General features: G+C 70.2%; 20 protein-coding genes. 10 read left to right on the forward strand and 10 right to left on the reverse strand.

What is annotated here, in order from left to right; genetic code table 11:
- The first annotated feature begins 407 nt into the window (after window positions 1–407).
- Both IE277_RS43785 and IE277_RS43790 read left to right on the forward strand, forming a co-directional pair.
- Window positions 408–1,043, forward strand: coding sequence for a DUF4956 domain-containing protein (locus IE277_RS43785; protein ID WP_189959319.1), 636 nt, complete (start codon window positions 408–410; stop codon window positions 1,041–1,043).
- A 92-nt stretch (window positions 1,044–1,135) separates the two neighbouring features.
- The gene (locus tag IE277_RS43790; protein WP_229882487.1) at window positions 1,136–1,936 is read left to right on the forward strand and encodes a polyphosphate polymerase domain-containing protein; all 801 of its coding nucleotides are present in this window, start codon (window positions 1,136–1,138) and stop codon (window positions 1,934–1,936) included.
- A 97-nt stretch (window positions 1,937–2,033) separates the two neighbouring features.
- On the opposite strand, the gene IE277_RS43795 is transcribed toward IE277_RS43790, so the two are convergent.
- The 3 genes from IE277_RS43795 to IE277_RS43805 form a co-directional block, all read right to left on the reverse strand.
- A complete protein-coding gene (locus IE277_RS43795) occupies window positions 2,034–2,489 on the reverse strand; it encodes a VOC family protein (protein ID WP_189959320.1) in 456 nt (151 codons plus the stop codon).
- 57 nt (window positions 2,490–2,546) lie between these two features.
- Window positions 2,547–3,071 (reverse strand): hypothetical protein, encoded by a 525-nt coding sequence (locus tag IE277_RS43800; RefSeq protein ID WP_189959321.1) that lies wholly within the window; start codon window positions 3,069–3,071, stop codon window positions 2,547–2,549.
- Between the two features lie 249 nt (window positions 3,072–3,320).
- Window positions 3,321–6,620, reverse strand: coding sequence for a GH92 family glycosyl hydrolase (locus IE277_RS43805; protein ID WP_229882483.1), 3,300 nt, complete (start codon window positions 6,618–6,620; stop codon window positions 3,321–3,323).
- Window positions 6,621–7,185: 565 nt separating this feature from the next.
- Here IE277_RS43805 and IE277_RS43810 point away from each other — a divergent pair.
- A complete protein-coding gene (locus IE277_RS43810) occupies window positions 7,186–7,704 on the forward strand; it encodes a DUF417 family protein (RefSeq protein WP_189959323.1) in 519 nt (172 codons plus the stop codon).
- Between the two features lie 30 nt (window positions 7,705–7,734).
- Here IE277_RS43810 and IE277_RS43815 read toward each other — a convergent pair whose 3' ends face one another.
- A complete protein-coding gene (locus IE277_RS43815; RefSeq protein WP_189959324.1) occupies window positions 7,735–8,658 on the reverse strand; it encodes a LysR family transcriptional regulator in 924 nt (307 codons plus the stop codon).
- A gap of 70 nt (window positions 8,659–8,728) precedes the next feature.
- On the opposite strand from IE277_RS43815, the gene IE277_RS43820 reads away from it, so the two are divergent.
- Both IE277_RS43820 and IE277_RS43825 read left to right on the forward strand, forming a co-directional pair.
- Window positions 8,729–9,670 carry an NAD-dependent epimerase/dehydratase family protein gene (locus tag IE277_RS43820; protein WP_189959325.1) on the forward strand — a complete coding sequence of 314 codons (942 nt, stop codon included), beginning with the start codon at window positions 8,729–8,731 and terminating at the stop codon, window positions 9,668–9,670.
- 53 nt (window positions 9,671–9,723) lie between these two features.
- The gene (locus tag IE277_RS43825; RefSeq protein WP_189959326.1) at window positions 9,724–10,611 is read left to right on the forward strand and encodes an aldo/keto reductase; all 888 of its coding nucleotides are present in this window, start codon (window positions 9,724–9,726) and stop codon (window positions 10,609–10,611) included.
- 414 nt (window positions 10,612–11,025) lie between these two features.
- Here IE277_RS43825 and IE277_RS43830 read toward each other — a convergent pair whose 3' ends face one another.
- From IE277_RS43830 to IE277_RS43840, 3 genes are read right to left on the reverse strand one after another with little or no spacing between them, the layout of a single operon-like run.
- On the reverse strand, window positions 11,026–12,258 hold the full coding sequence (locus IE277_RS43830; RefSeq protein WP_189959328.1) for a beta-ketoacyl-[acyl-carrier-protein] synthase family protein: 1,233 nt from the start codon (window positions 12,256–12,258) through the stop codon (window positions 11,026–11,028).
- On the reverse strand, window positions 12,255–12,515 hold the full coding sequence (locus tag IE277_RS43835) for a phosphopantetheine-binding protein (RefSeq protein ID WP_189959331.1): 261 nt from the start codon (window positions 12,513–12,515) through the stop codon (window positions 12,255–12,257). The genes IE277_RS43830 and IE277_RS43835 overlap by 4 nt, the downstream gene beginning before the upstream one ends.
- Before the next feature lie 45 nt (window positions 12,516–12,560).
- On the reverse strand, window positions 12,561–13,580 hold the full coding sequence (locus IE277_RS43840; protein WP_189959333.1) for a 3-oxoacyl-ACP synthase III family protein: 1,020 nt from the start codon (window positions 13,578–13,580) through the stop codon (window positions 12,561–12,563).
- A gap of 201 nt (window positions 13,581–13,781) precedes the next feature.
- Here IE277_RS43840 and IE277_RS43845 point away from each other — a divergent pair, with 201 nt between their 5' ends.
- The 3 genes from IE277_RS43845 to IE277_RS43855 are packed head-to-tail and all read left to right on the forward strand — an operon-like array spanning window position 13,782 to window position 17,449.
- Window positions 13,782–14,708: an alpha/beta fold hydrolase gene (locus tag IE277_RS43845; RefSeq protein WP_229882484.1), complete on the forward strand. Its 927-nt coding sequence runs from the start codon at window positions 13,782–13,784 to the stop codon at window positions 14,706–14,708.
- Window positions 14,709–14,711: 3 nt separating this feature from the next.
- Entirely contained in the window at window positions 14,712–16,391 is a 1,680-nt protein-coding gene (locus IE277_RS43850) for a fatty acid CoA ligase family protein (RefSeq protein WP_189959335.1), read from the forward strand.
- A complete protein-coding gene (locus IE277_RS43855; RefSeq protein ID WP_189959337.1) occupies window positions 16,388–17,449 on the forward strand; it encodes an NAD-dependent epimerase/dehydratase family protein in 1,062 nt (353 codons plus the stop codon). The genes IE277_RS43850 and IE277_RS43855 overlap by 4 nt, the downstream gene beginning before the upstream one ends.
- Window positions 17,450–17,515: 66 nt before the next feature.
- Here IE277_RS43855 and IE277_RS43860 read toward each other — a convergent pair whose 3' ends face one another.
- On the reverse strand, window positions 17,516–18,292 hold the full coding sequence (locus tag IE277_RS43860; RefSeq protein WP_189959339.1) for a hypothetical protein: 777 nt from the start codon (window positions 18,290–18,292) through the stop codon (window positions 17,516–17,518).
- A gap of 203 nt (window positions 18,293–18,495) precedes the next feature.
- Window positions 18,496–19,134 carry a papain-like cysteine protease family protein gene (locus tag IE277_RS43865; protein WP_189959341.1) on the reverse strand — a complete coding sequence of 213 codons (639 nt, stop codon included), beginning with the start codon at window positions 19,132–19,134 and terminating at the stop codon, window positions 18,496–18,498.
- A gap of 253 nt (window positions 19,135–19,387) precedes the next feature.
- Between IE277_RS43865 and IE277_RS43870 the strand changes: the two genes are divergently transcribed.
- Window positions 19,388–20,401 (forward strand): hypothetical protein, encoded by a 1,014-nt coding sequence (locus IE277_RS43870; protein WP_229882485.1) that lies wholly within the window; start codon window positions 19,388–19,390, stop codon window positions 20,399–20,401.
- A gap of 82 nt (window positions 20,402–20,483) precedes the next feature.
- Here IE277_RS43870 and IE277_RS43875 read toward each other — a convergent pair whose 3' ends face one another.
- Window positions 20,484–21,002, reverse strand: a complete 519-nt coding sequence (locus IE277_RS43875; RefSeq protein ID WP_189959343.1) for a proline dehydrogenase — start codon at window positions 21,000–21,002, stop codon at window positions 20,484–20,486.
- A 176-nt stretch (window positions 21,003–21,178) separates the two neighbouring features.
- Here IE277_RS43875 and IE277_RS43880 point away from each other — a divergent pair, with 176 nt between their 5' ends.
- The gene (locus tag IE277_RS43880) at window positions 21,179–22,456 is read left to right on the forward strand and encodes a glycosyltransferase (protein ID WP_373311005.1); all 1,278 of its coding nucleotides are present in this window, start codon (window positions 21,179–21,181) and stop codon (window positions 22,454–22,456) included.
- Window positions 22,457–22,603 lie beyond the last annotated feature (147 nt).

Here is a 22,603-nt window from a genome sequence, read left to right on the forward strand (position 1 = left end):
CTCACCACCAGCGCCACCGGACAGACCACCACCACAAACCTCTGAACCACCACAACGACGTCCTCAAGCCGGTGAATGCCCCGAACTCGGTGAACCCGGCGAACCCGATGCCAGCCTCCCGTGGGCCGTCGTGCCGCTCATGGACGTGATCAACGAGGTACACGTTCTCTAGAGGTGCTGGCGCCGAAGGCCGATGCCGCGCCCGAGGTGGAACACGCAAGGCGACTGGCAAGAGAGGCGAATGCGACAGGGAGTGAGTGCTTCCGGTCAGTTGGGCCCGAGCGGCATCAAGGAGGCGCATCGGTTCTTCGTAAGCGGGGGCACGTTCACCGTGCGTTTACCTATCGTCTGTGTTTCCTTCCAGTTCTTCAGGCCTTTCGGCCTCCACAGCTACAGGGAGCGCAGCCATGGAGTCGTTACGGCATCTCGTCGCCCACCTCGGGCTCGACCTCACCGCCGTCGGCGTGCTGACCTTCGCCATCTACTACCCACGGCACCGTCGGCGTGACCTCGTGCCGGCCTATCTCGCCCTGAACACAGGTCTCTTCACCGTCGTCACCGCCCTTTCCGAGGTACGCGGCGCCGGAGGAGCGGCTCTGGGCTTCGGCCTCTTCGGCGTCCTCTCGATCGTCAGGCTCCGCTCCGACGCCGTGCAGCACGAAGAAGTCGCCTATTACTTCACCACCCTGGTGCTCGGCCTGCTCTGTGGACTGCCGAGGGTTCCGTTCGCGCTCACCGCCGGGCTGTGCGCCGCCCTGCTCCTCGTCGTCTGGTCGGCCGACCACCCCCGTCTCTTCGCCGGCACCCGGCGCGCCGTCGTCACCCTCGACACTGTCCACGAGGACCCGGCCGCCCTCCGCGCCGACCTCGTCCGTCGTCTGGGTGAGCCCTTGCACTGGACGGTCATGGAAGTCGACTTCGTGCGGGACCTGACCGTCGTCGACGTCCGATACCGCGAGCCCGCGCCGTCCCCGACCGGCCGGGGCCCCGCGCCCGCCGGCGGACCTGCTCCCCGCCCCGCGTCCGCCTGGGAGACCGTGTGACCACCGCATCGGTCCACTCCACCGCGCCGGTCCGCTCCACTGCACCGGTCCATTCCGCTGCATCGGTCCGCTCCACCTCGGCGGTCCGTGCCATCGGCGACGCGGCCCACGACGCCCGCCCCATCTCACTCGACGAGCTCAACGAACGGGCCGCCCTTCTCGCCCGCTTCGACCACAGCTACCTCGTGCCCGCGGGCACCTTCCTGTCCGTCGTCCGACAGCTCACCGACACCGACCGGCCCGGGGGCCCCTTCCGCGCCCTTGCCATCGACGGCCGGCGTGCCTTCCGCTATCACTCCGTTTACTACGACACCCCTGAACTCCGCTTCTTCCACGACCATCGGCAGGGCCGCCGGCTCCGCTTCAAGATCCGGGAACGGGTGTACGCGGACCACGGGGAGCGGCAGTTCGAGATCAAGCTCAAGGGGGCGCGCGGCGACACCGTGAAGCGCCGCCGCCCGCTGACCGGAGCCGGCACCCCGCTCGATCCCGAGTGCCGGGGTTTCCTCGCCGACACTCTGCGGACCGCATACGGCATCGGCGCCCCGGCCTCCCTCGAAGCGTCCCTGAGTACCGACTACGTTCGCGCCACCTTCGTGGCCGACGGCGAGCGCATCACCTGCGACGCGGCCCTGGTCTGCGACGACCTGCGCACTGGACACACCGTGCGGTGCGCGGACGACCTCGTGCTCGTCGAGACCAAGACCACCGGGCATTTCACCGAGGCCGACCGCCTGTTGCACGCCTACGGGATACGCCCCGCCGTGTTCACCAAGTACTGCAGCGCCTTGGCCGCGCTGCGTCCCGCACTCCCCGCCAACCGGTGGCGTCGCGCCGCTCGCCGTACCTTCGGTGAGGTCGTCCCCGGAGGTGATGTGCGGAACGACCGGTGAGGGCCGGACGGCAGGAGAACGCCCGGCGCCACGCTGGTGATCGCTTCGAGGCGCCGGGCCGGGCGCGGTCGGTCTTCTCGGACTCCGCAACGGGCTCCTAGACGACACAGAATTCGTTGCCCTCGGGGTCCTGCAGAACGACGGCGTAGTGCCCCATGTCGGGCTCGTCCGTGATCCGCAGTACGGTGGCACCGGCTTTGGTCAGCCGTTCCACCTTGGTCGTGACCCGTTGTGTGCGGACCGCCAGCGGGACGTCGCGACCACCGCCGACCTTCAGGTCGAGGTGTACCCGGTTCTTGGCGGCCTTCGGTTCCGGAACCTCCTGGAACCACACCCGCGGGCCTCGTCCCGCAGGATCGATGATCGACTCCGGTGTTTCCCCGGCATCGGTGGGCAACTCTGCCTCGGGTACGCCCATCTCCGCCCAGTAAGCACGCCACGTGGCGTGCCCGCCAGGCGGAGGCTCGGGCACATACCCCAGGGCCTCGGTCCAGAAGGTCACCAGTCTCTGCGGGTCGGAGCAGTCGATCGTCAGCTGCAGTGTCGTCTCCATGCTCGGAGCATCCCATGGAGGTCTGACAGAGCATCCCTTCCTTTCGCAGCAGGCGCGCTAGCCCACCCACCCCCGCAACAGCTCCTCCCGCTCCGGCCCCCCGAGGCGCCGCCCCTCCCAGGTGCGGCCCCACTCCGACATCGCCGCCAGTGTCGTCGCCATCGTCGCGGCGCCCTCCGTGAGGCGGGTCAGGAGGGCGAGGGAGAGATCGATCTCGGTCTGGGGGTAGCCGACGGCAGCGGCGGCATAGGCGGCCAACTCATGTTCGCTGTCGGATGAGTTCACGCGGACCGTCATCGCCGGGGCCTCGTCCACCCGGCCGTAGCCTATGGGCAGGGTCAGCTCCATGACCGTTTCCAGGGCCAGGTCTTTCACCACTCCGACCTGCCGTTTCAGGGACTTCACGGGGACGTCCGCCACCGTCAGGGCGCGCACCTCCTCCCACAGGTAGATGCTGGACTGTCCGTCGCCGAGTGCCAGCACGCCCTCGGGGGTCAGGCGCACCCCGGGAGCCAGTCCGGACGGCTTCGCGCCCACGTACACATCACCCTCGGCGATCCAGAACAGGCCCACCATGGCCATGGGTTGCTCACTTCTCTCGACGACAGCGGCACCGTCGTGTCACACATCGGACGATCAGGTCGCCCTCCGCAACTCGCCCTCCGCAACGCGTGAAGGAGCCGGGAAGTTCCCGCTGTCCCGACCTCCCTCCCCCTACACACCGAGCCACACCCGAATACGCCCACAGCGGCGGCCGCAGCCAGCGGCGCCGGCCCCCGAGGCTCGCGCCCCGGGAATCGGTCCGCTGTCGTCAGTGTCTGCTGCCGGGCCTCACTGGCCGAAGCCGTAGGCGAACAGGTGGTCGGTGCCGGTCGAGCCCGTCACGGGCAGGGTGATCGACGCGACGTGCTTGGACGCGTCGAGCGGGACCTTCGTGGCGAAGACATAGGTCTTCACGCCGTCCCGGTCGCCGCTGCCGGTGTTGCGGTAGCCCGTGGTGACGGCCGTGGTGTCACCCGTCATCGGCTTGCTGGAACCGGCGTTGAGCGTCCAGTCCGAGAAACCGACCGTCGCCTTCGACGTGGTGCCGTCGGTGTAGGTGACGGTCACCGTGCCCGAGACCCCGCTGCCGTCGGTCGGGGCGTTGGCCGCCGTGCCCAGCAGGCCCAGCGACGCACCTGAGGTGCCGGCCGGCATCGGGACGGTCTGGCCGGCCATCTCCAGGTTGTCCAGGTGGCCGGACGTCACCGTCGGCCAGGTGTAGGAGACGCCGTCGACGGTGAGCGTGGAGCCGCTCGTGACACCGGCCGCCGACAGCGCGTTCTGCGAGAACGCCCAGCCGCCGCCGTCGAAGCCGCCCGAGAAGCTCGTGCCGTCGGGGTAGACGCCCTCGTTGGTGTCGTACGGCCACAGCTCGCCGGCCTTGGCCACGGCCACGCGCAGGGCCGTACCGCTCAGTGCCGCCCCGCTGTTGTGGTCGGTCAGCGCGAGGGTGACCGGGAACGTTCCTTCGTTCGCGCCCGCTGTCACATGGAATATCGCCTTGGCGCTGCCCGAGGCGGGCACCGTGACCGAGCCGGACGCGGGGTCGAGCGTGACGCCGGAGGGCGCCGTCGCCTTCCAGTCCACGGTGACGTCCTTGCCGCCGAGGTTGGTGAGGGCGAGCGTGCCGTCATCGGACGCGCCCGGCCGGAGCACCAGGCCGTCGCTGGAGGGGCCGGTCGCGGCCAGGACGCGGTCGCCGCCGGTGGTGTCCGACGGCGGCACTGCCGACGGATCGGAGGCCCAGGACGTGTCGGGCTGGGTGCCGAGGGTGAAGTCGACCGTGCCCGCGCCCTTGAACTGCTGGTACGTCAGCCAGGAGGTGTTCCACTCCTTGCCCTTGACGTCGAGGGACTGCACGTACGGCGCCTCGGGTGCCGCCTGCGGCGCATTGATCTGTACGTTCTTTCCGCCTGCGAAGGCCACCTCGGCCACCGGGAACGCGGGGCTGCCGAGCGCCAGAGTGTCCGTGCCCGGGGTCTCCGGGTACATGCCGAGCTCGGACCAGACGTACCAGGAACTCATCGCGCCGAGATCATCGTTGCCGAACGAGCCGACCGGAGCGTTGAAGTACAGCTTCTGCTGGGCCTCGCGGACGGCTTCCTGGGTCTTCCACGGCCGGCCTGTGTAGTCGTACTCCCAGGGAATCTCCACGCTGGGCTCATTGCTCAGGTCGGCGTTGGTGTTGCCGGGGTCGGTGAGGTTGTCGAGCAGGCTGTCCAGGTAGGACGAGTACGCCTTGTCGCCGCCGCGTGCCTGGATGAGCTGCCGCAGGTTGAACGGGACCATCGGCGTGTACTGGGCCGACGTGCCCTCCACGAAACCGTTGGAGGTACCGGAGGTGAAACCGCCCGCGAACTGGCCGTCCTTGTTCTTCGCCTGCATGTAGCCGGTCTGCGGGTTGAAGACGTTCATCCAGTCCTGGGCACGGGTGGCGAACCTGTCGTGGACGGCCGTCCTGCCCAGTGACTTCGCGAAGGCGGCGAGGGCGTAGTCGGCGGAGTCGTACTCCAGCTGTGTGGAGACGGGGCCGTAGAAGTTGCAGCAGCCGTAGTCGTTCTCGTCGAGCGGGAGGTAGCCCTTGGTGTCCCGCACCGACTCGCCGGGGCGGTTGTTGTTCGGGGCGGTGGCCTCGTGCTGCAGGGCGGCGAGCGCCTTGTCCGTGTCGAAGCCGCGGGCGCCGAAGGCGTACGCGTCGGCGACGATGCCGGCGGCCGGGTCGCCGACCATGACGTAGCTCTCGCCGTTGTTCGAGGCCCACTTGGGCAGCAGGCCCGTCTGGTCGTAGCCGTTGAGCATCGAGGTGACGACGTCGCTGGTGACCTTGGGCTCGACCATCGCCATCAGCTGGGTCTGGGAGCGGTAGGTGTCCCAGCCCGAGTAGTTGGCGTACTGGGCCTGCTGGCCCTTGGCCAGCGTGTGGATCTGGTTGTCCATGCCCATGTACTGGCCGTTGTCGTCCGAGAGGACGTTGGGGTGCAGCAGCGCGTGGTACAGCGCGGTGTAGAACTGCACCTGCTGGTCCGGGGAACCGCCGCCGATCCGGACCCTGTTCAGTACCGCGTTCCAGGCATCGTGGTTCGCCTGCTCGACGGTGTCGACGTTCCAGTTCCTGATCTCCGTGGCGAGGTTGTCCGCCGCATTGGCGTCGCTGGTGTAAGAGATGCCGACCTTCGCTCTCACCGTCGGGGTGGAGGAGGTGTCGAACGTCAGGTACATGCCGTTGGCGCCAGTGGTGGGAGGCTCTACGGCTTTGCCCGTGGCGGACGTGCCGGCGCTCCCGTGCACGGTCGGGGACGGGGCCGCGGGAACGGTGAAGTGCCTTTCCTTCAGCGGCTTCGACGGGTGTGTCTGCAGGTTCTGCCGAGCCCTGCCGGCTTTCAGCGATGTCGCGTTGAGGTTGATGGTGCCGCCGACCCAGGTGCCGCTGGCGGTGAACGGCTGATCGAACTTGATGTCGAAGTGCAGGGTGTACCGGTTGTCCGCGCCGCAGAAGTGACCGCTGTCGACCGAGCCGCTGATCTCCTTCTTGTTCACCACCTGGACACGGGTGCCGTCCACCTGAGTGGCGCCGCCGCTGAGCTTGAACAGCAGGTTCGCCTGCCGGCCCGTGGGGAAGGTGAAGGTGCCCAGGCCGGCGCGCGTGGTGTCGGTGAGCTGGGTCTGGACCCCGCTCGCGTCCTTGACCTTGTAGTACCCGACGCCGGTCTGTTCGTCGTCGTGGCTGAAGCCGACGGATGCGTTGCCGAGGTCGCCCGACAGGGTGCCGGTCACCGGCAGGACGGGCAGGTCGCCCGCGACTCCGCAGCCGGGCCCCGAGACATGGGTGAGGCTGAAGCCCGAGATTTTGTCGTCGTTGTACTCGTAGCCGCCGCCGGAGGGGCGGTCGGGCGTCGTGTCGGGGCCCCACTGCACCATGCCGGCGGGCATGTCGGGGCCGGGGAAGGTGTCCACCGCACCGGACGTACCGATGAGGGGATTGACGAGGGACGCGGGATCTTTCACCAAGGCCGGTGAGGCGGGGCTCGCCCCATAGGCATCCCCGACCGCGGGGAGCGTGAGTACCGCGATGCCCAGGACGGAGATCACGGCCAGGCGTTGGCGAAGTCTCTTTCGGTTACGTGGCGCAGCTGAACGTCGGGGTCGGACCATCGGTTGCCTCCGCAGCGGTTCGTGCCTCGCACAGGTGCTGACGTGCCGAAGGACGGGGACGTCGGTGACGGACTGCGATGCCGGTCGCCTCGGGACGGCCTGACAACGTTGCCATTCACGAGTGTCGAGTGAAACGCGTGGGGTCACGGCATGTCAACGAGGTCAACAGCAGTTTCTGAGTGCGAAGTTCACCACCGGTGCCTCTGGAACCACACCGCCATGGCCGGCCGGCGCCCCTCCCAGCGGATCCATGGGCCGGCCGGCAGACAGACGGGACGGCTCAGGGCGCCGCACGTCGGCCCACGCGGGGAATCAGGCTCGCCCGGTCATCTCAGGAGGAATTTCAATCGCGTCTATTTGTGTCGCGTCTATTTATTACGTGCTGCGGACGAACTGGAATCCCCGGTTCCCGAGTTGGAGAACCGATCACTATGGTCGCCGTGTCACCATCCGACCGGGCGGATCGTGCTGTCGCCCCATTCGCGCCTCAAGGGAGTCACCCATGCCTGAAATCGCTGCCCTCGCTCGCGCCGCGACACAGGCGGCTCGCCTCGTCAGCCGCTACGGCCTCGTGGTGGTGCTCGCCTGGATCGGCGGCGGCAAGTACGTCAAGATGGACAGCCGTGTACTCATCGAACACAGCCCGCTCCTGAGCTGGGTGTACGACGTGCTCAGCGTGCACGCGGTCGCCGTGTCCCTCGGCACGACAGAGATCGTCGCCGCCTGCCTGATCGCGGTCCGTCCGAGGTGGCCTCAACTATCAGCCATCGGTAGCGCCATGACGGTCGTACTCTTTCTCGGAACGCTGAGCTTCCTGTTCACCTCTCCCGGCGTCGTCGTCACCTTTGCCGCCGGATTCCCCGTTCTTTCGGCACAGCCGGGGCAGTTCCTGCTCAAGGACCTGGTACTGATCGGCGTCGCGTTCTGGACACTCGGCGAGTCACTCGGTGCAATGGCCAACCGGTCGAAGGCGAGCGGCGTCCCCATCGAGGAAATGGCCGGTATTCACGGCACCGTCTGAATTCACCAACCTGCTCGCACCGTACGCCGGTCACAGCACCCGCAGGCAGGTGCCCACGGCCGCCGTCGCCTCCTCCTGGAGGGCCCGGATCAGTGTCGCCGCCGAGGGGTGGTCGCGGTGGCGCAGCACAGCGACGCCGAGATGCCGGGCCGGGGTCGGCGGATTGATCGGAACGGCCCGCAGGCCCGGCGAGTCCAGGGCCAGTGCGATGGAGGGGATGAGGGACACGCCCACGCCCGCCGCGACGAGGGAGCACGCGAAGAAGTAGTCGCTCGTCGTGCCGCGTATCTCCGGGGCGAACCCGGCGCGCTCGGCGTAACGACGCAGGTAGGCCTCGGTCTTGAGGCAGCCGAGCACCCAGGGCTGGTCCGCCAGCTCGGCGATGTCGAGCGCCTGGCGGTCGGCCAGGGGGTGCGCCTTGGGGAGGACGACGTGCAAGGGGTCTTCCATCAGCGCGGTCCAGTCCACGTCGGAGGTCCTGCCCGGCCGGCTGGGCAGCGGCCCGTCGAAGCGGTAGGCGAGCGCGGCGTCCACGGCGCCCTGGCGGACCAGGGGCAGGCTGTCCTCGGGCTCGGCCTCCCTGACGTGGACCACAGTGTCGGGATGGGCGGCCGTCATCCGGGCGAGGGCACCGGGCAGCAGAAGCCGGCCGCCGCTGGTGAAGGTGGCGAGGGTGAACTGGGTGCGGCCGGTGCTCAGCCGGTCGACCTGCCGCTTGGCGTGCGCGAGCTCCGCGGCGACCGACTCCGCGGCCCCCACCATGATCCGGCCGGCCTGGGTGAGGGTCACCCCTCGGGTGCTGCGTTCCACGACCCGCGCGCCGAGGCTGCGTTCCAGGGCCGCGACGTGCTGGGAGACGGCGGAGGGGGTGAGGCGCAGGGCGGCCGCCGCCTGGTTGAAACTGCCGTGTTCCGCCACCGTCCGCAGGACGCGGAGCCGCTGCACATCGATCAACAGTTTTCCTTAATACGTTTCCACTAAGTCGGCACTTCTGCTGGTGACCTTAGGCGCCCAGGATGAGGCCATGCAAAGCATCTGCGTCATCGGCGGAAACCGGTACTTCGGCAGGCTCCTGGTCGAGCGTCTGCGGGCCGCCGGACACCGCGTCACTGTGATCAACCGTGGTTCGACCCGGCCGCCCGACGGAGTCGAGCATCTTGTCGTCGACCGCGACGACGAGGCCGCCCTCACCGCCGCCCTCGCCTCCCGCGCCTTCGACGTGGTCATCGACCAGGTCTGCTACACGCCGGTGCAGGCCGCGATCGCCGCCCGCGCTTTCCGGGGCCGCACCCGCCGGTACGTCATGACGTCCACCATCGAGGTCTACGATCCGAAGACTGCCGCGCTGCCCTTCGTCCCGCACGGCACACCGGTGCCGGAAGAGACCGTGGACCCCGCCGCGTGGCGGGTGAGCATGGATCTGCCCTGGCACGACGACACCTACCTGGCGGCGCACTATGCGGAGGGCAAGCGTCAGGCGGAGGCCGTCTTCACCCAGTGTTCCGGGTTCGCGTTCGCCGCTGTGCGCAGCGCCCACGTGCTGGGCGGCGGTGCGCAGGAGTTCACCGGCCGGCTGGCGCACTACGTCGAGCACATCACCCAGGGCAGACCGCTCACCGTGCACCCCTCCGTCGTACCCACCGTCTTCGTCCACTACGAGGAGCTGACCGATCTGTTGCTGTGGGCGGCCACGGCCACCGACTTCACCGGTCCGGTCAACGCCTGCTCGGACGGCCTGTTCGACGTACGCGATCTGGGAGCCGTGATCGCGGCCCGGACCGGCCGGGAGCCGGTGTACCGGGCCGCCGCCCCGGGCGAGGCGGCTTCGCCGTTCTCCTTCGACCGCCACTACGCCATGAGCAACGCCCGTGCGAAGCAGTTGGGCTTCGCCTTCTCCCGCACCGCCGACTGGCTGCCCGGTGCCGTGGCCGAAGCCCTCGCCGCATCCGCCGCCCCGACACGCTGAGACACGGCACCGGACCTTTTCGGACACGACACGACACCGGAGAACAGACACACATGAAGTACCGCCGCTTGGGAAGCACCACGGTCAGCGCGATCGGCCTGGGCGCCATGCCCCTGTCCATCGAGCACCGCCCGGACGAGCAACGAGCCGTCGCCACCATCCACGCAGCCCTCGACGCCGGCGTCACCCTCATCGACACCGCCGACAGCTACCACTGGCACGCCGACGAGCGCGGCCACAACGAACTCCTCATCGCCCGCGCCCTGGCCCGCTACGGCGGTGACACCTCCGACGTCCTCGTCGCGACCAAGGGCGGCCGGGGTCGCTCCGGCGACGGCGGCTGGACGGTCACCGGTACTCCCGCCCATCTCAAGCAGGCCGCCGAAGCCTCTCTCAAGCGCCTGGGAGTGGAAGCCATCGGCCTCTACCAGCTGCACAAGCCCGACCCTGACGTGCCGTGGGCGGAATCGGTCGGCGCGCTGCGCGAGCTGCTCGACGGCGGCACCATCCGCACCGCCGGGATCTCCAATGTGACCACCGGCCAGATCCGTGCGGCCCACGCCATCCTCGGCGACGCGCTCGTCTCCGTGCAGAACCAGTACTCTCCCGCCATACGCGGCACCGAGCCCGAGCTGGAGTTGAGCACCCGACTCGGCCTGGCCTTCCTGCCCTGGAGCCCGTTGGGCGGCATCTCCCGCAGTTCCCTGGACGGGCCGTCCGGCCCGGCCTCCGCGGGCACCGCGTTCCACCGCATCGCGGCCGAACGCGGCGTCAGTCCGCAGCAGATCGTCCTGGCCTGGCTGCTGGCCCGCTCCCCCATGGTCATCCCGGTACCGGGAGCCAGCCGTCCGGCGTCGATCCAGGACTCGGCCAAGGCCACGGAGGTCGAACTCGATGCGGCGGAACTGTCAGAACTGGAGGCGGCACGGCCGGACAACTAGGTTGATCCGGCTCCCATCGCGCTCTGCGGCGCCGTGAAAGGCTCGGCGGATGGACTACGCGTTCGATGCTCCGCCCGTAGATCGGGAGCCGCTGGACTTCGCTGTCCGCCTGGCCGCTCGTGCCGGCCAGATGTCGGCGCAGGCCTTCTTCAGGAGGGAGGACTGGCACACCCGACTGAAGGAGGACGGCGGTTGTGGCGGCGGGTCGTGGTCCGGGCTGCTGGGTACCGCCCGGCCCGGACCCGGACCTGGAGTCGGGCCCGGCGTGGCCGGGTCACGGAGCGGACCGGCCTGGGAGGGGCGAGAACCGCCGATGGGATACGAGGACGTCGCCCTGATCGGCCAGGGCGTGTGCCCGGGCTCCTGCCGGGTGGCAGCCGGCCGTTTCCCGGGGCGGCGGAAGCGGGGAGGTGGTCACGTCGCGGTGAAGGCCAGGACGACGTTGTGGCCGCCGAAGCCGAAGGAGTGGCTGACGGCGGTGCGTACGTCCTGGTGGCGCGGTTGTTTGGTGACGCAGTCGATGTCGAAGTCGGGCGCGGGGGCCTGGAGGTTGGCGATCGGCGGTACGTGTCGGTGCTGGATGGTCAGGATGGTCAGGGCCGCTTCGATCGCGCCGGCGGCGCCGAGGCTGTGACCGAGGACGCCCTTGTTGGCGGTGACGCTGGGACGGTGCGGCAGGGCGCGGGCGATCAATGCGGCTTCGGTGGCGTCGTTGAGGGGGGTGGACGTGCCGTGGGCGTTGACGTGGTCCACGTCGTACGGGGCGAGTCCGGCCTCGTCGAGGGCTGTGCGCAGGGCTGCGTCCGCGCCGTGCGCGGTGTCCGGGGGCGCGGTGGGGTGGTGGGCGTCGGAGGTGCTGCCGCACCCGGCGAGCAGGACGCGGGGCCGGGCACGCCGGGCGGCGGCGTCCGCGGCGCGTTCCAGGACCAGGACGCCGGCGCCCTCCGCGATGACGAAGCCGTCGCGGTCGGCGGCGAACGGGCGGGACGCCTCGCCGATGGCGCCGGTGCGTTCGGACAGTGCGCCCATGCGCCAGAAGCCCGTCACGCCCATGCGGCTGATGGCGGCTTCGGCGCCGCCCGCCACGGCCACGTCGCACAGGTCGGCGGCGAGCAGGTCACGGGCGAGCGCGATCGCGGTGGCGCCGGAGGCGCAGGCGGTGGCCGGTGCGACGCTGATGCCGTGGGCGTGCAGGTCGATGGAGACCTCGCCGGTGGCGAGGTTGGGAATGATCATGGGGATGGCGAGGGGTGAGACACGGTCGGGGCCGTGCCGGTCGAGGCGCGCGTACTGCTCTTCCCATTTCTCGGTGCCGCCCATGCCGCAGCCGATGACCGTGGCCACGCGGGCCCCTTGCCAGTTCGCCGGGTCCAGGCCCGCGTCGCGTACCGCCTCCCGGGCGGCGAGGACGGCGAGTTTCGCGAACCTGCCCATGCGCCACGACGTGCGTCCGATGGCGCGGTCGATGTCCTCGTCCTGGAGTGGGAGTCGGCAGGAGAAGTCCACCGGCAGGCCGTTCAGTGCTGGATCGCGGGCCGCGAGGGAGTGTCCCGCGCAGACCGCGGCCCAGGTGGCTTCGGCGCCCTCTCCCGCGGGGGTGAGCAGACCGAGGCCGGTGACGGCGATCGGCGGCCTTGCCGGGGTCATCGGGCCGCCGTCCCGGCCGTACGCAGTTCATCGAGGTGAGCGGCCACTTCGGCGAGCGTCGTGGTGCGGGTGGCGCGGCCGCTGTCGGCCTTCACACCGAGGCGTTCTTCGAGGACCAGGACGAGTTCTGCCAGTGCCAGGGAATCCAGCTCGAGCTGTTCGAGGGTGGCCTCGGGTGACAGCTCGTGCTCGGGGATGCGGAAGGTTGTGGTGAGGGCGGCGCAGACGTGGCCGTAGGTGTCGGTGGCGGTGTGCACGGGGCGTTCGTCCTTTGCGTGGTCGTCGTACGGGAAGCTGCGCCGTCAGGCGGCGTCGGGATGCCACTGCATGAGGAGCAGCCCGGCGGAGGCTCCGCTGGCCAGGCCGAGGAAGGCCACCAGGGCACCGGGGCGCAGCCTGTCCTGTCGGCCGGCTTTGGTCAGTTGCAGGGGCAGACTCGCGGTGGCGACGTTGCCGTAGCGGGGGAAGGTGGCCACGGACCGGTCCCGGGCGATGCCGATGGAGTCCAGGATGGCGTGGGTGAAGGGGACGGACGCCTGATGGACGCAGACGAGATCGAGATCGTCCGGTTTGCGCCCCCACCCGGCGAGTGCGTCCACGGCGCCCTGCTCCATGCCCGCGAAAGAAGCGGCCAGGGCCTGGGAGTCGAAGCGGAGGGAGGTTACCGGGGCACCCGGTGCGAAGTAGGGGTTGGTGACCGTGGCCGCCCGCCAGCCGGCCGAGTTCGTGTCCCAGTGGATGCCGAGCAGCCCGCGGTGGTCGCTCGCCTCCAGGAGGAGCGCGGCCCCCAGGTCACCGAGGGTGAAGGCGGGCAGCAGCAGGGCCAGATCGGCACGGTCGCGTACCGGGAGGCGGGAGAGCGCGCTGCCCCGCTCGCCGGTGGCGATGAGCACGCGGCGGTATCCGCCCGCTCTGATCAGCGCGTCGCCGTTCTCCAGGGCGTTGAGCACACCGTTGCAGGCGTTCTGGACATCGAACACAGGCGCTGTGAGCTGCAGTTTGTCGGCCACGATGTGGGCGGTGGCGGGTTCCTCCAGGTCCTCGCTCGCGGAGGCGAAGATGAGCAGGTCGATGTCGTCCGGGCCCAGGCCGCACTCGTCGAGCAGCTGTCGGCAGGCTGCCGCCGCCAGGTCGGAGGGCAGTGCGCCGTCCGGTGCCACGCGCCGTTCCTCGAAGCCGTACATCTGCCGCAGCAGCCCCGGCATCAAGCGCAGGCCCGGGTTGCGGGAGCGGACCTCGTCCTCGATCTCCTCGCCGGTCTGCCGGTGCGCGGGCTCGTGGACAGCGACGTGCCGCATGGTGCTGTAGCGGGGCTGGGTCATGGAAGTCGTGTCGTCTCCGCGGCAGGGGCCGTAGTCGTCGAGCGCCACCGGCGGCGGCCCCGGCCAGTGAAGTGACAGCGGACGGCACACCGCAAGCGCTGCCGGTCCACATGCCGCCATCGGAGTGATCAAGGTCGACGGCTTCATACCCTGGGGTTACTCGCGGCACCGTCAGGTTCTCGCAGCACCGACAATGCTCCGGTGCCGCCGACCGAGGCCGAAGGCCGCTTTCCCGACTACGACTTCACCCCGCACTGGTTCGAGCACCGTGGGGTGCGCCAGCACTACCTCGACGAGGGGACGGGCGCGCCGTTGCTCATGCTGCACGGCAACCCCAGCTGGAGCTACATGTGGCGGCACCTGGTGAGCGAGCTGCGCGCCGGCCACCGGTGCATCGTCCCCGACCACATCGGCATGGGCCTGTCCGACCGCCCCGGCGAGTCCGTGTACACCTACACCGCCGCCGGCCGCCTGGCCGATCTGGAGCGTCTGATCCAGCACCTGGTGACCGAACGGGGCCTGCCGGAGCAGGGCTGGACGCTGGTCGGGCACGACTGGGGCGGCATCATCGGTATGGCCTGGGCTCGCCGCCGACCCGCATGGGTCTCCCGCATCGTGATGCTCAACTCGGCGGCCTTTCCCCTGCCGATCGGCCACCGCCTCCCGTGGTACCTGCGCCTGATCCGCAGCGGGGGCCGTCTGCCGGCCTGGTTCGCGCACCACACCAACGCCTTCACCCTGGCGGCCACACGTCTCGGTGTGACATCCCCGCTGCCCGCGCCGGTACGCCGTGCCTATGTGGCCCCCTATCGCGGCAGACAACGCCGGCTGGCGGTTCTGCGCTTCATCCAGGACATCCCTCTGACCCCCGCCGACCCGGCATGGCCGCTGGTCGACGTGGGTCCGGTCGAGACACCGCAGCTGACGTCGACACCCACGCTGGTGTGCTGGGGCGGCCGGGATCCGGTCTTCGACCACCGCTTCCTCGCCGAGTGGCTGCGCCGCTGTCCCTCCGCCGAGGTACGGCTGTTCCCCCACGCCGGGCACTTCGTCCAGGAGGACGCCCGGGAAGAAGTCCTGGCATGTGTACGGCAGTTCCTCAGCCGTCACGACGAAAGGCAGAGCTGAGCGGTGCCCTCCTCCTTCACCACCACCGCGACCGGTACGCAGGCCGGTCTGCTGGGCCGGCTGTCGCACTGGCGGGATACCCAGCCCACCGCCGTCGCACTCGACACATTCCGCGCCGGGCGCCGGCAACGGATCACGTATGCGGACCTGTATGCCCGATGCCTGCGTACCGCGGACGCGTTGGCCATGGCGGGCGTCGGCCCGGGCAGCCGGACGGTGGTGATGACCCGTAGTCCACTGGGGCTGCTCACCACGGTGTACGCGGTGTCCGCCCTCGGCGGCTGCGCCGTACTGATCGACCCCGGCCTGCCCCGCGCGGCGCTGCGCCGATGCCTGCGGGAGGCCGCCCCTCAGGCCTTCGTGGGCGAACCTCTGGCCCATGTGGCACGAGCGCTGTACGGCTGGGCACCCAGCGTACGCATCTCACTCTCCACGGGGCCCGGTCCCGGCCCGTGGCCGACGATCGCCGGACTGGCCCGTACGGCACCGCGCGTGTCGCTGGACGCCACGGAGGAGAGCACCGCGCTGATCGCCTACACCTCGGGTTCGACCGGCACCCCGAAGGGCGTCGTCTACACCAACGAGCAGCTGGTACGTCAGTGCGGCGCCACCGCAGGCGTACTCGGCATGCGGCCGGGCTCCGTGGCGCTCGTCGGTTTCCTGCCCTTCGCCATCGGGGGCCCGGCGCTCGGTCTCACCGTCGCCATTCCCCGGATGGACTTCCGCAGGCCCGCACGGGCCCGCCGTGAGGATCTCCTCGATGCGGTCGAGCGGACCGGCGCGACCTGCCTCCTCGGCTCTCCGGCCCTCATGAACGTGCTCGCCTCGGACGGCCGGAGAGAACCGGTTCTCGCCCCCGTACGGTCGGTCGCCACCTTCGGCGCCCCGCTGGAATACGGTCTCCTGGCCCGCCTCACCACCACGCTGACGGACCAAGCCGAAATCCGCAGTGTGTACGGCGCCACCGAGAGCCTTCCCGTGAGCGCGATCGACGGCCAGGACCTGCGGTCCGCGCGCGCCGTGTCGGAACGAGGCGGAGGCCGGTGCGTGGGCCGGCCGGTGCCGGCCATGCGAGTGGCGATCATTCCGGCCGACGCCGGACCGATCCCCCGTTGGTCCGAGGCCGAGCCGCTGCCCGCACACACCATCGGCGAGATCGCGGTCCGCGGGCCCTTGGTCAGCCGCAGCTATCACGCCCGCCCGCACGCCGACGCCCAGGCGAAGATCCTCGACGGGGAGCATGTCTGGCACCGCACGGGTGATGTCGGCCGTACCGACGCAGAAGGCAACCTCTGGTACTGCGGGCGCAAGGCACACGCCGTATCCAGCCCCGACGGCCCCCTGTACACCGAATGCGTCGAGGCCGCGTGCAACGCGGTCGAAGGAGTCCGGCGCACCGCGCTGATCGACGCCGGCAGCGACGGGCAGTCCCTGCCCGCGCTGTGTGTGGAAACCGACGGCACGCCGCGCGGCGCCGAGCGCAGCCGCATCGTCGCAGACCTGCGTCGCACCCTCGCCGCACTGGAACGCGGCACGCATATCAGGGTGATCGCCTTCCATCCGGGGTTCCCCGTCGACATCCGGCACAACGCGAAGATCGAACGACGCCTGCTCGGCCGGTGGGCGCGGCGACGCCTGGCAGCGAACGGCCTCTCCACCAGGCCGGCGGAGGAACACGCGTGAAGATCCTCGTCACCGGAGGCAGCGGATTTCTCGGCGCGGAGATCTGCCGACGTCTCACCGCCCGCGGTCACCAGGTGCGTTCCCTGCAGCGCGGCCGCCGCACGCCTTCCCCCGAGACCGGGAGCGGGAGCGGGACCAGGACCGGCACCGGCACCGGGACCGGGACCGAGGCTGAGGCTGAGGCTGAGACCATGCTGGGAGACATCCGCGACGCCGCGAGCGTCGCGACCGCCGTACGCGGGTGTGACGCCGTCATCCACACGGCCGCGCTGGCCGACGTGTGGGGGCCGCGGCACGACTTCGCGTCCGTCAACATCGCGGGTACCGCGGCCGTCCTCGACGCCTGCCGACACCATGGAGTGACCCGTCTGGTCAACTGCTCCAGCGCCAGCGTGGTCTTCGCCGGCAAGGACCTGCGGGGAGCCGACGAGTCCGCCCCCTACCCCCGCCGGTTCCTCGCCCCCTACCCCTGGTCCAAGGCGCGGGCGGAGCAGCTGGTCCTGGCCGCCAACAGCCCCCGTCTGGCGACCGTGTCACTGCGCCCCCACCTGATCTGGGGCGAAGGAGACCCACACTTCGTGCCCGCCCTGCGCCGGGCCATCCGACACGGGAGACTGTTGCTGCCCGGAACCGGTTCCCACCACGTGGACACCGTCCACGTCGCCGACGCCGCCGAAGCACACGTGCTGGCCGTGGAATCTCTCTCGGCGGACTCCCCTCTGGCAGGCTCCAGTTACTTCATCACCCAGGGGCGTCCCCGCACCCTCGCCGCCACCGTCCAGGGTCTGCTGACGCACCATGGCATCACCGCAGAGATCCACCCGATCCCCGCTCCCGTCGCACGGACCACCGCCACACTCCTCGAACTCACGGCAAAGGCAACGCGACGCCGGCGCCGTCCGTTCCTGACACGCTTTCTGGTGGCCGAACTCACCCACGCCCACTGGTTCGACATCTCCGCAGCACGCCGCGACCTCGGCTACGCCCCCACCGAACACTCGTGGCAGACGGCAGATGTGTCGCCGACGCCGCCGGCGACGGCAGACCGCGACGGTTGAGAAGCACCGGACCGTGCACCAGACCAGGTAGGTCTGGTGCACGGGGGCGTGGGCCAGGGGGGTGGCTCAGCCGACGCGGCGGGAACGCCGCATACGGCGGATACCGAACCAGGTACCGAGCAAGGCGGCGACGGCCGTGGCGGCGCCCGCGGTGACGGCCGCCCCGGCGGTCGCCGCGGGTGCGGCGGACACGCGCGGAGGCGCGGCCGAACCGCCGTAACCGCCGCCCTCGCCCGCTCGGTCGTAGGACGAACCCGGGAGCTTGTCGCCGTATTTCGCGTGTACGAGGCGCTGGTAGGCGGCGAGGGTCACGCCGCTGTTCCCCACGGCGTGCCGGGCATCGGGGTCGAGCGGGAGCACACGGCCGTCGCGCACGACGTACCAGGCGTCGATCTGCGGTTCCCGGAAGACGGTTCCGAGTCCGTGCGCCTTGCTGACGTAGTCGGTCTCGTCACCGCCCGTCGCGATGTTGACGACCTTCCACCCCTTCGCCGTCCGTGCGGTCCACACCGAGGCGACCTGCCCGTCCGTGGAGACCGCCTTGCTCGCGACGAACTGCGGGGCGGCGACAGGTGCACCCCGTTGTCCGGCGACGAACCCCGGGGCGAGGAAGTAGACGGTGACCGACGGTCCGACCAGGTGCGGCCGGGCCGCGCTCTGCGCGATCGCGCCATCGCGGGCGAAGAAGCGCGAGAGGGTGCGGAGGGAGGCCGGGGTTGATGCCGCAGTGCGCGCCTGAGCGGTGTCGGCGGCCGTGAAGGGCGCCGGGAAGCCGGCGGCGGTCGCCGCGTGGGCGGTTGCGGGGGTGAGTCCGCCGAGGGCTGCGGTGGCGGCGAGCACCACGACCGCGGCGCTCTTGCGAACGGGGGTGCGGCCCGCGGGGGCGTGCCGGTTCGGTGTACGGCGCTTCGGTGATGTGGGAGTTGGCGATGTGCTGCCGCTCGATGCGGCCCGGGGCGGTGTGGTCTGAGGTGGTGTGCTCTGGAGTGGTGTGGTCTGGGGCTGTGTCGTCCGGGTCCGTGACGTGCGGATCGGGGTCATGGGGGTCACGCTCCGATCCCGTAGAGCGAGTGGGTCCACGTGAACGAGTTGTTGTTCACGTAGTAGTCGTAATCCCCCCAGTTGTAGCGGTAGTTGGAGGGCCATGGGTCGCCCCAGTAGAGCTGGTTGTCGGAGGTGTCGTAGCCGTACAGCACATGCATGTGCCCGCCCCCGGAGCTCCACTCGATGCGTGTCTCGACGGGGCGGTCGGCGTTGATCTCCTTCTGCACGGTGGCGTAGCGCAGATAGCCGCTCACGTAGGTGCCGGGGTTGATGCCCATCCAGTCGAGGGCGTTCTGCACGTCGTCCAACGCCGCCTGCCAGTTGCCGCAGGTGCTGCCCTGGGGCCGGTTGAAGGCGGCGTCGCAGAACTGGTTCTGGGTGTAGTTGCGCCCGAACCACGACGCGATGGTGTTTCCGCTCGCCGCCCAGCACCAGTTGCTGTTCTGCTGCGCCTGCATGGTGATGTTGAGGCGCTTGGCGGCGGCGACGGCGGGGTGGGCGACGGCCCGAGGAGCAGGTTGTGGGGCGGAGTACGGCGCGGCGTGAGCGGTTGCCGTTGGCAGGAGGGCGGGCGTCAGGACGGCGACGGCCGCGAGGGCCACTGACGCCAGCCGTCTACGGCCCCGGGTGGTGATGGACATGACGTTCCTCCCAGGAAGGGTGGGGGTGGAGGAGCGCGTCCGGACGCTGCGAGAGCAGCATCGATCTCTTGTCGGTTCTCGGTCAACGAAGTTATCCACAGGGCTGGCGGCAAAGTGAACTCCACCCGTACCGTTGTGAACGCCACAGCAGGTACCAGCAGGTGGCAGTGCACGTAGCGGCCCGTTCCGGGACGAGGCAGTGAACGTTCACAGTTGAACAAATGGAGGGGGTGGGAGGAGGGGAGGGGCCCAAATGGCAGCACACAGCACCGATCCCCGCACGACCCCACACCCCACCACCCCACCCCCCAGCACCCCAACCCCCAGCACCCCAACCCCCAGCTCCTCCCGCCGCCCCACCCCCGACGCCGAACTCGCCGAAGCCCTGCGCACCGGCCCGTTCTCCGCCGCGCTCCGGGCCGCGCTCGCCGCACGTGGGCTGGCTCTGCATCGCGTGCAGCACCGGCTCGCCCAGCGCGGCATACGTGTCGGTGTGACCAGCCTCAGCTACTGGCAGCGCGGTGTGCGGCGGCCCGAGCGGCCCGAGTCGCTTCGTGCCGTCACCGCGCTGGAGGAAGTGCTGGGGCTTCCCCCGCACGCCCTCACCCGCCTGATAGGCCCACGCACCACCAGCGAGCACCCCCCGGCCCGCCCGTATCGCACCCTCCTCGAACCCGCCGCCGCGCTCGAATCACTGCTGGCGAGTCTGGCGGCACCGGCGGACGGCGGGCTGCACACCGTGATCCACTACGAGCACGTGCACATCGGTGCCCAACGAGAGCTCGCCGCCCGCGACTCGCAACACGTCGTACGGGCCCACCGCGATGGCGTCGACCGCTATCTCGCCATCCATCACGGCGACCCGGGCTGCGACACGGAACGGGTACAGGTACGCGGCCTCGGCAACTGCCGGGTCGGGCGGATCCGGCGCCACGGCGCCTCGGGGGTGATCGTCGTCGAGCTGCTTTTCGACGGGCGGCTGAGAGCCGGGGAGACCGCCGTCCTGGGGTACCGCTTCGAGGACGGGACCGGCGCGCCGAGCCATGAGTACGTGCGCGGCTTCACTTACGGCGGCGGCCAGTACGTCCTCCAGGTCGGGTTCGACCGCGCCGCCCTGCCCGTCCACTGCCGCCGCTTCGCCCGCCCCTCGGCGACCGCCCCTCGCGAGGCGGTCGCCGATCTGACTCTGAACGCCCACGGCTCGGTCCACCTTGTGGAGCAGCAGATACGGCCGGGCGTCCTCGGCATCACATGGGAATGGGACTGAGGGTTGACCCGGAACTGCGTGTTCGGGCAGGTCTGACACCCTTCGGGGGCAGGGTGAGCCCCACAGGGGCCATCGACGTCAGTCAGTTCGTGTTGCCGATCGTGCTGCGGGCCGCGAGACGGAAGTCCTGGACTGTTCGGTAAAGGATTCGCTCTCGTTCGGCGGCAAGGACTGTGTCTTCGGCTTTGTGTGTGGTGTCTCCCGCACGGGCGTCCTCAGTCATCCGTCGCATGACGTGAGACAGATCGCTGGAGGCGTGGGTGACTCGTTCGGCGACTGCCGCGACAGAAACCGGCCCTTCAAGGATGACGACCTCGGCGGCGCGGTGCACCTCGCGGGCCAGAGTGACGAAGCGGCGTGTCTTCTCATCGATGTCGGACAGATCGGGTTCACCGGCACGCAGCGCGTCGAGGATCGCGTCCATGGCTATGTCGCGGTCATGGAGGGCGCTGAGGTAGCCGGCGTACGCGTCGCGGCGGTGCTGACGGCGCCACTGATCGTGTTGGGCCCGTGCTTGTGCCCGGCCGCTGACGATCGCGGCGCCAAGGGTGGCCAGGGAACCGACGGCGGCGCCCAGCAGAGCGGCAAAGCCTGCGTCCATAGGCCTAGTTTGCCAAGCTTGTCACTCGCCCCGCGCAGCCGGGGGCCTGCCACGGAGTCGGCTCGGGTGTGCCGGCCGGCTCTGCGTCGCACCACTGAGGACTCGTGTGGCGTGCAGGGTCCGGGAGGTGAGGGGGCGTCGGCCGTTCGGCGGCGGTGACAGGCCGGGCGCGCGTCATGTCTCTGCTGCCTGTCCTTCGTTCCCTTACTGTCGGTCCCACCACAGAAAGGTTTGTCGTGCGGGTACTGTTCACCACGCTCGGTAGTCCCTCTCACGGGCGCGCCCAGTTACCTCTGGCCCGGGCGTTCGCAGCGGCCGGTCACGACGTGCACGTGGCAACCACCCCGCCCCTCGTCCCGGTGTTCGAGCAGGACGGCATCCGGGTGACCGCCTGTGTCGGCGAGTTCTCCCCACGGGCCTTCATCACTCCGGAACTGCTGGAGCAGGCGTCCCGGCTGCACCCGGACAGCGAGGCGCCGCAGGACACCCTGGGGCGCGTCATGCCCCTGGCCATGTCCGGGCCGATGGCCAGGAATCTTCTGGAGCGGATCCTGCCGGTGGCACGGGAGTTCCGCCCCGACCTCATCCTCCGCGACGGTATGGACCTGAGCTCCTGTCTGATCGCGGAACTCCTCGGCGTCCCCCAGCTGCCCACTCCGTCGGGCGCCGGCAACGTCGTCGATCCCGCCGAGATACTGCCCGGCCTCAATGCCGTACGGCGGGAACGAGGGCTGCCTGCCCAGGACGACCCGCTGTCGATCATCCCTCATGGGCGTATCGACTATGTGCCGGCGGCCTTCTCCTTCGCCCGGTATCTGCCGCCGTCGTGGTCGTACCGGCAGGCTGCGGCCGTGGACCACTGGCCGGTGTTGCCGCAGTGGATCGTCAGACTCCCCACCGACCGCCCCTTGGTGTTCGCCGCCCTCGGCACCGCGTTGCCGATGATCCGGCAACAGGCCGCCGCCGCCGACGAGCGGGAGCAGTCGCCGATCTCGTTGCCCGACCCGGTGCTGGTATTGCGCTCGATGATCGAGGCGGCCCGGCGGCTGCAGGAGTGTGCGGTAGTCGTCGCCACCTCGGGCCTCCCGGCGGACACCGACGGCCTGCCCCCGCACGTGCACATCACCGACCGGGTGCCACAGCCGCTGCTGCTGGAGTCCGTCGACGTGTTTCTCACCCACGGCGGATTCAACAGCGTCCGTGAGTCGCTGCGTACGGCCACCCCCATGGCCGTGCTGCCCCAGTTCGGCGACCAGTTCGCCAACGCGCGCCGGGTGCAGGAACTCGGGCTCGGCCGAGAGGTGGTCGACACCACGGCGGACGGTATTGCCGCGACCGTACGGGAGACGTTGACCGACGCGAGCATCCAGGCCAGGGTCCGCGAGGCCCGGCTGGCCATGCTGGGACTGCCGGAGATCGACACCGCCGTCACCGACCTGGAGAACATCACCTGACGGTGGGGGTGCTGTTCGCGGCGGGCCGCATGGTGTGCCCACCGCCGCCCGTGTCGGCAGCGGCGGGCCTGCTCGCCGAGATCGCGGGTGCGGACCCGTGCGTCACCGCCGACGCCCTGCACACTCGCGCCCGCGCCCGCGCGCGAG

This window comes from Streptomyces alanosinicus (assembly GCF_014650595.1).
GTDB classification, from domain to species: Bacteria; Actinomycetota; Actinomycetes; order Streptomycetales; family Streptomycetaceae; genus Streptomyces; species Streptomyces alanosinicus.

Bases quoted from the DNA above. Each gene is read 5' to 3' on its own strand.
- IE277_RS43785 (WP_189959319.1), top strand. From the start codon at position 408: ATGGAGTCGTTACGGCATCTCGTCGCCCACCTCGGGCTCGACCTCACC.
- IE277_RS43795 (WP_189959320.1), bottom strand. From the start codon at position 2,489: ATGGAGACGACACTGCAGCTGACGATCGACTGCTCCGACCCGCAGAGA.
- IE277_RS43800 (WP_189959321.1), bottom strand. From the start codon at position 3,071: ATGGCCATGGTGGGCCTGTTCTGGATCGCCGAGGGTGATGTGTACGTG.
- IE277_RS43810 (WP_189959323.1), top strand. From the start codon at position 7,186: ATGCCTGAAATCGCTGCCCTCGCTCGCGCCGCGACACAGGCGGCTCGC.
- IE277_RS43820 (WP_189959325.1), top strand. From the start codon at position 8,729: ATGCAAAGCATCTGCGTCATCGGCGGAAACCGGTACTTCGGCAGGCTC.
- IE277_RS43825 (WP_189959326.1), top strand. From the start codon at position 9,724: ATGAAGTACCGCCGCTTGGGAAGCACCACGGTCAGCGCGATCGGCCTG.
- IE277_RS43830 (WP_189959328.1), bottom strand. From the start codon at position 12,258: ATGACCCCGGCAAGGCCGCCGATCGCCGTCACCGGCCTCGGTCTGCTC.
- IE277_RS43840 (WP_189959333.1), bottom strand. From the start codon at position 13,580: ATGACCCAGCCCCGCTACAGCACCATGCGGCACGTCGCTGTCCACGAG.
- IE277_RS43865 (WP_189959341.1), bottom strand. From the start codon at position 19,134: ATGTCCATCACCACCCGGGGCCGTAGACGGCTGGCGTCAGTGGCCCTC.
- IE277_RS43870 (WP_229882485.1), top strand. From the start codon at position 19,388: ATGGCAGCACACAGCACCGATCCCCGCACGACCCCACACCCCACCACC.
- IE277_RS43875 (WP_189959343.1), bottom strand. From the start codon at position 21,002: ATGGACGCAGGCTTTGCCGCTCTGCTGGGCGCCGCCGTCGGTTCCCTG.
- IE277_RS43880 (WP_373311005.1), top strand. From the start codon at position 21,179: ATGTCTCTGCTGCCTGTCCTTCGTTCCCTTACTGTCGGTCCCACCACA.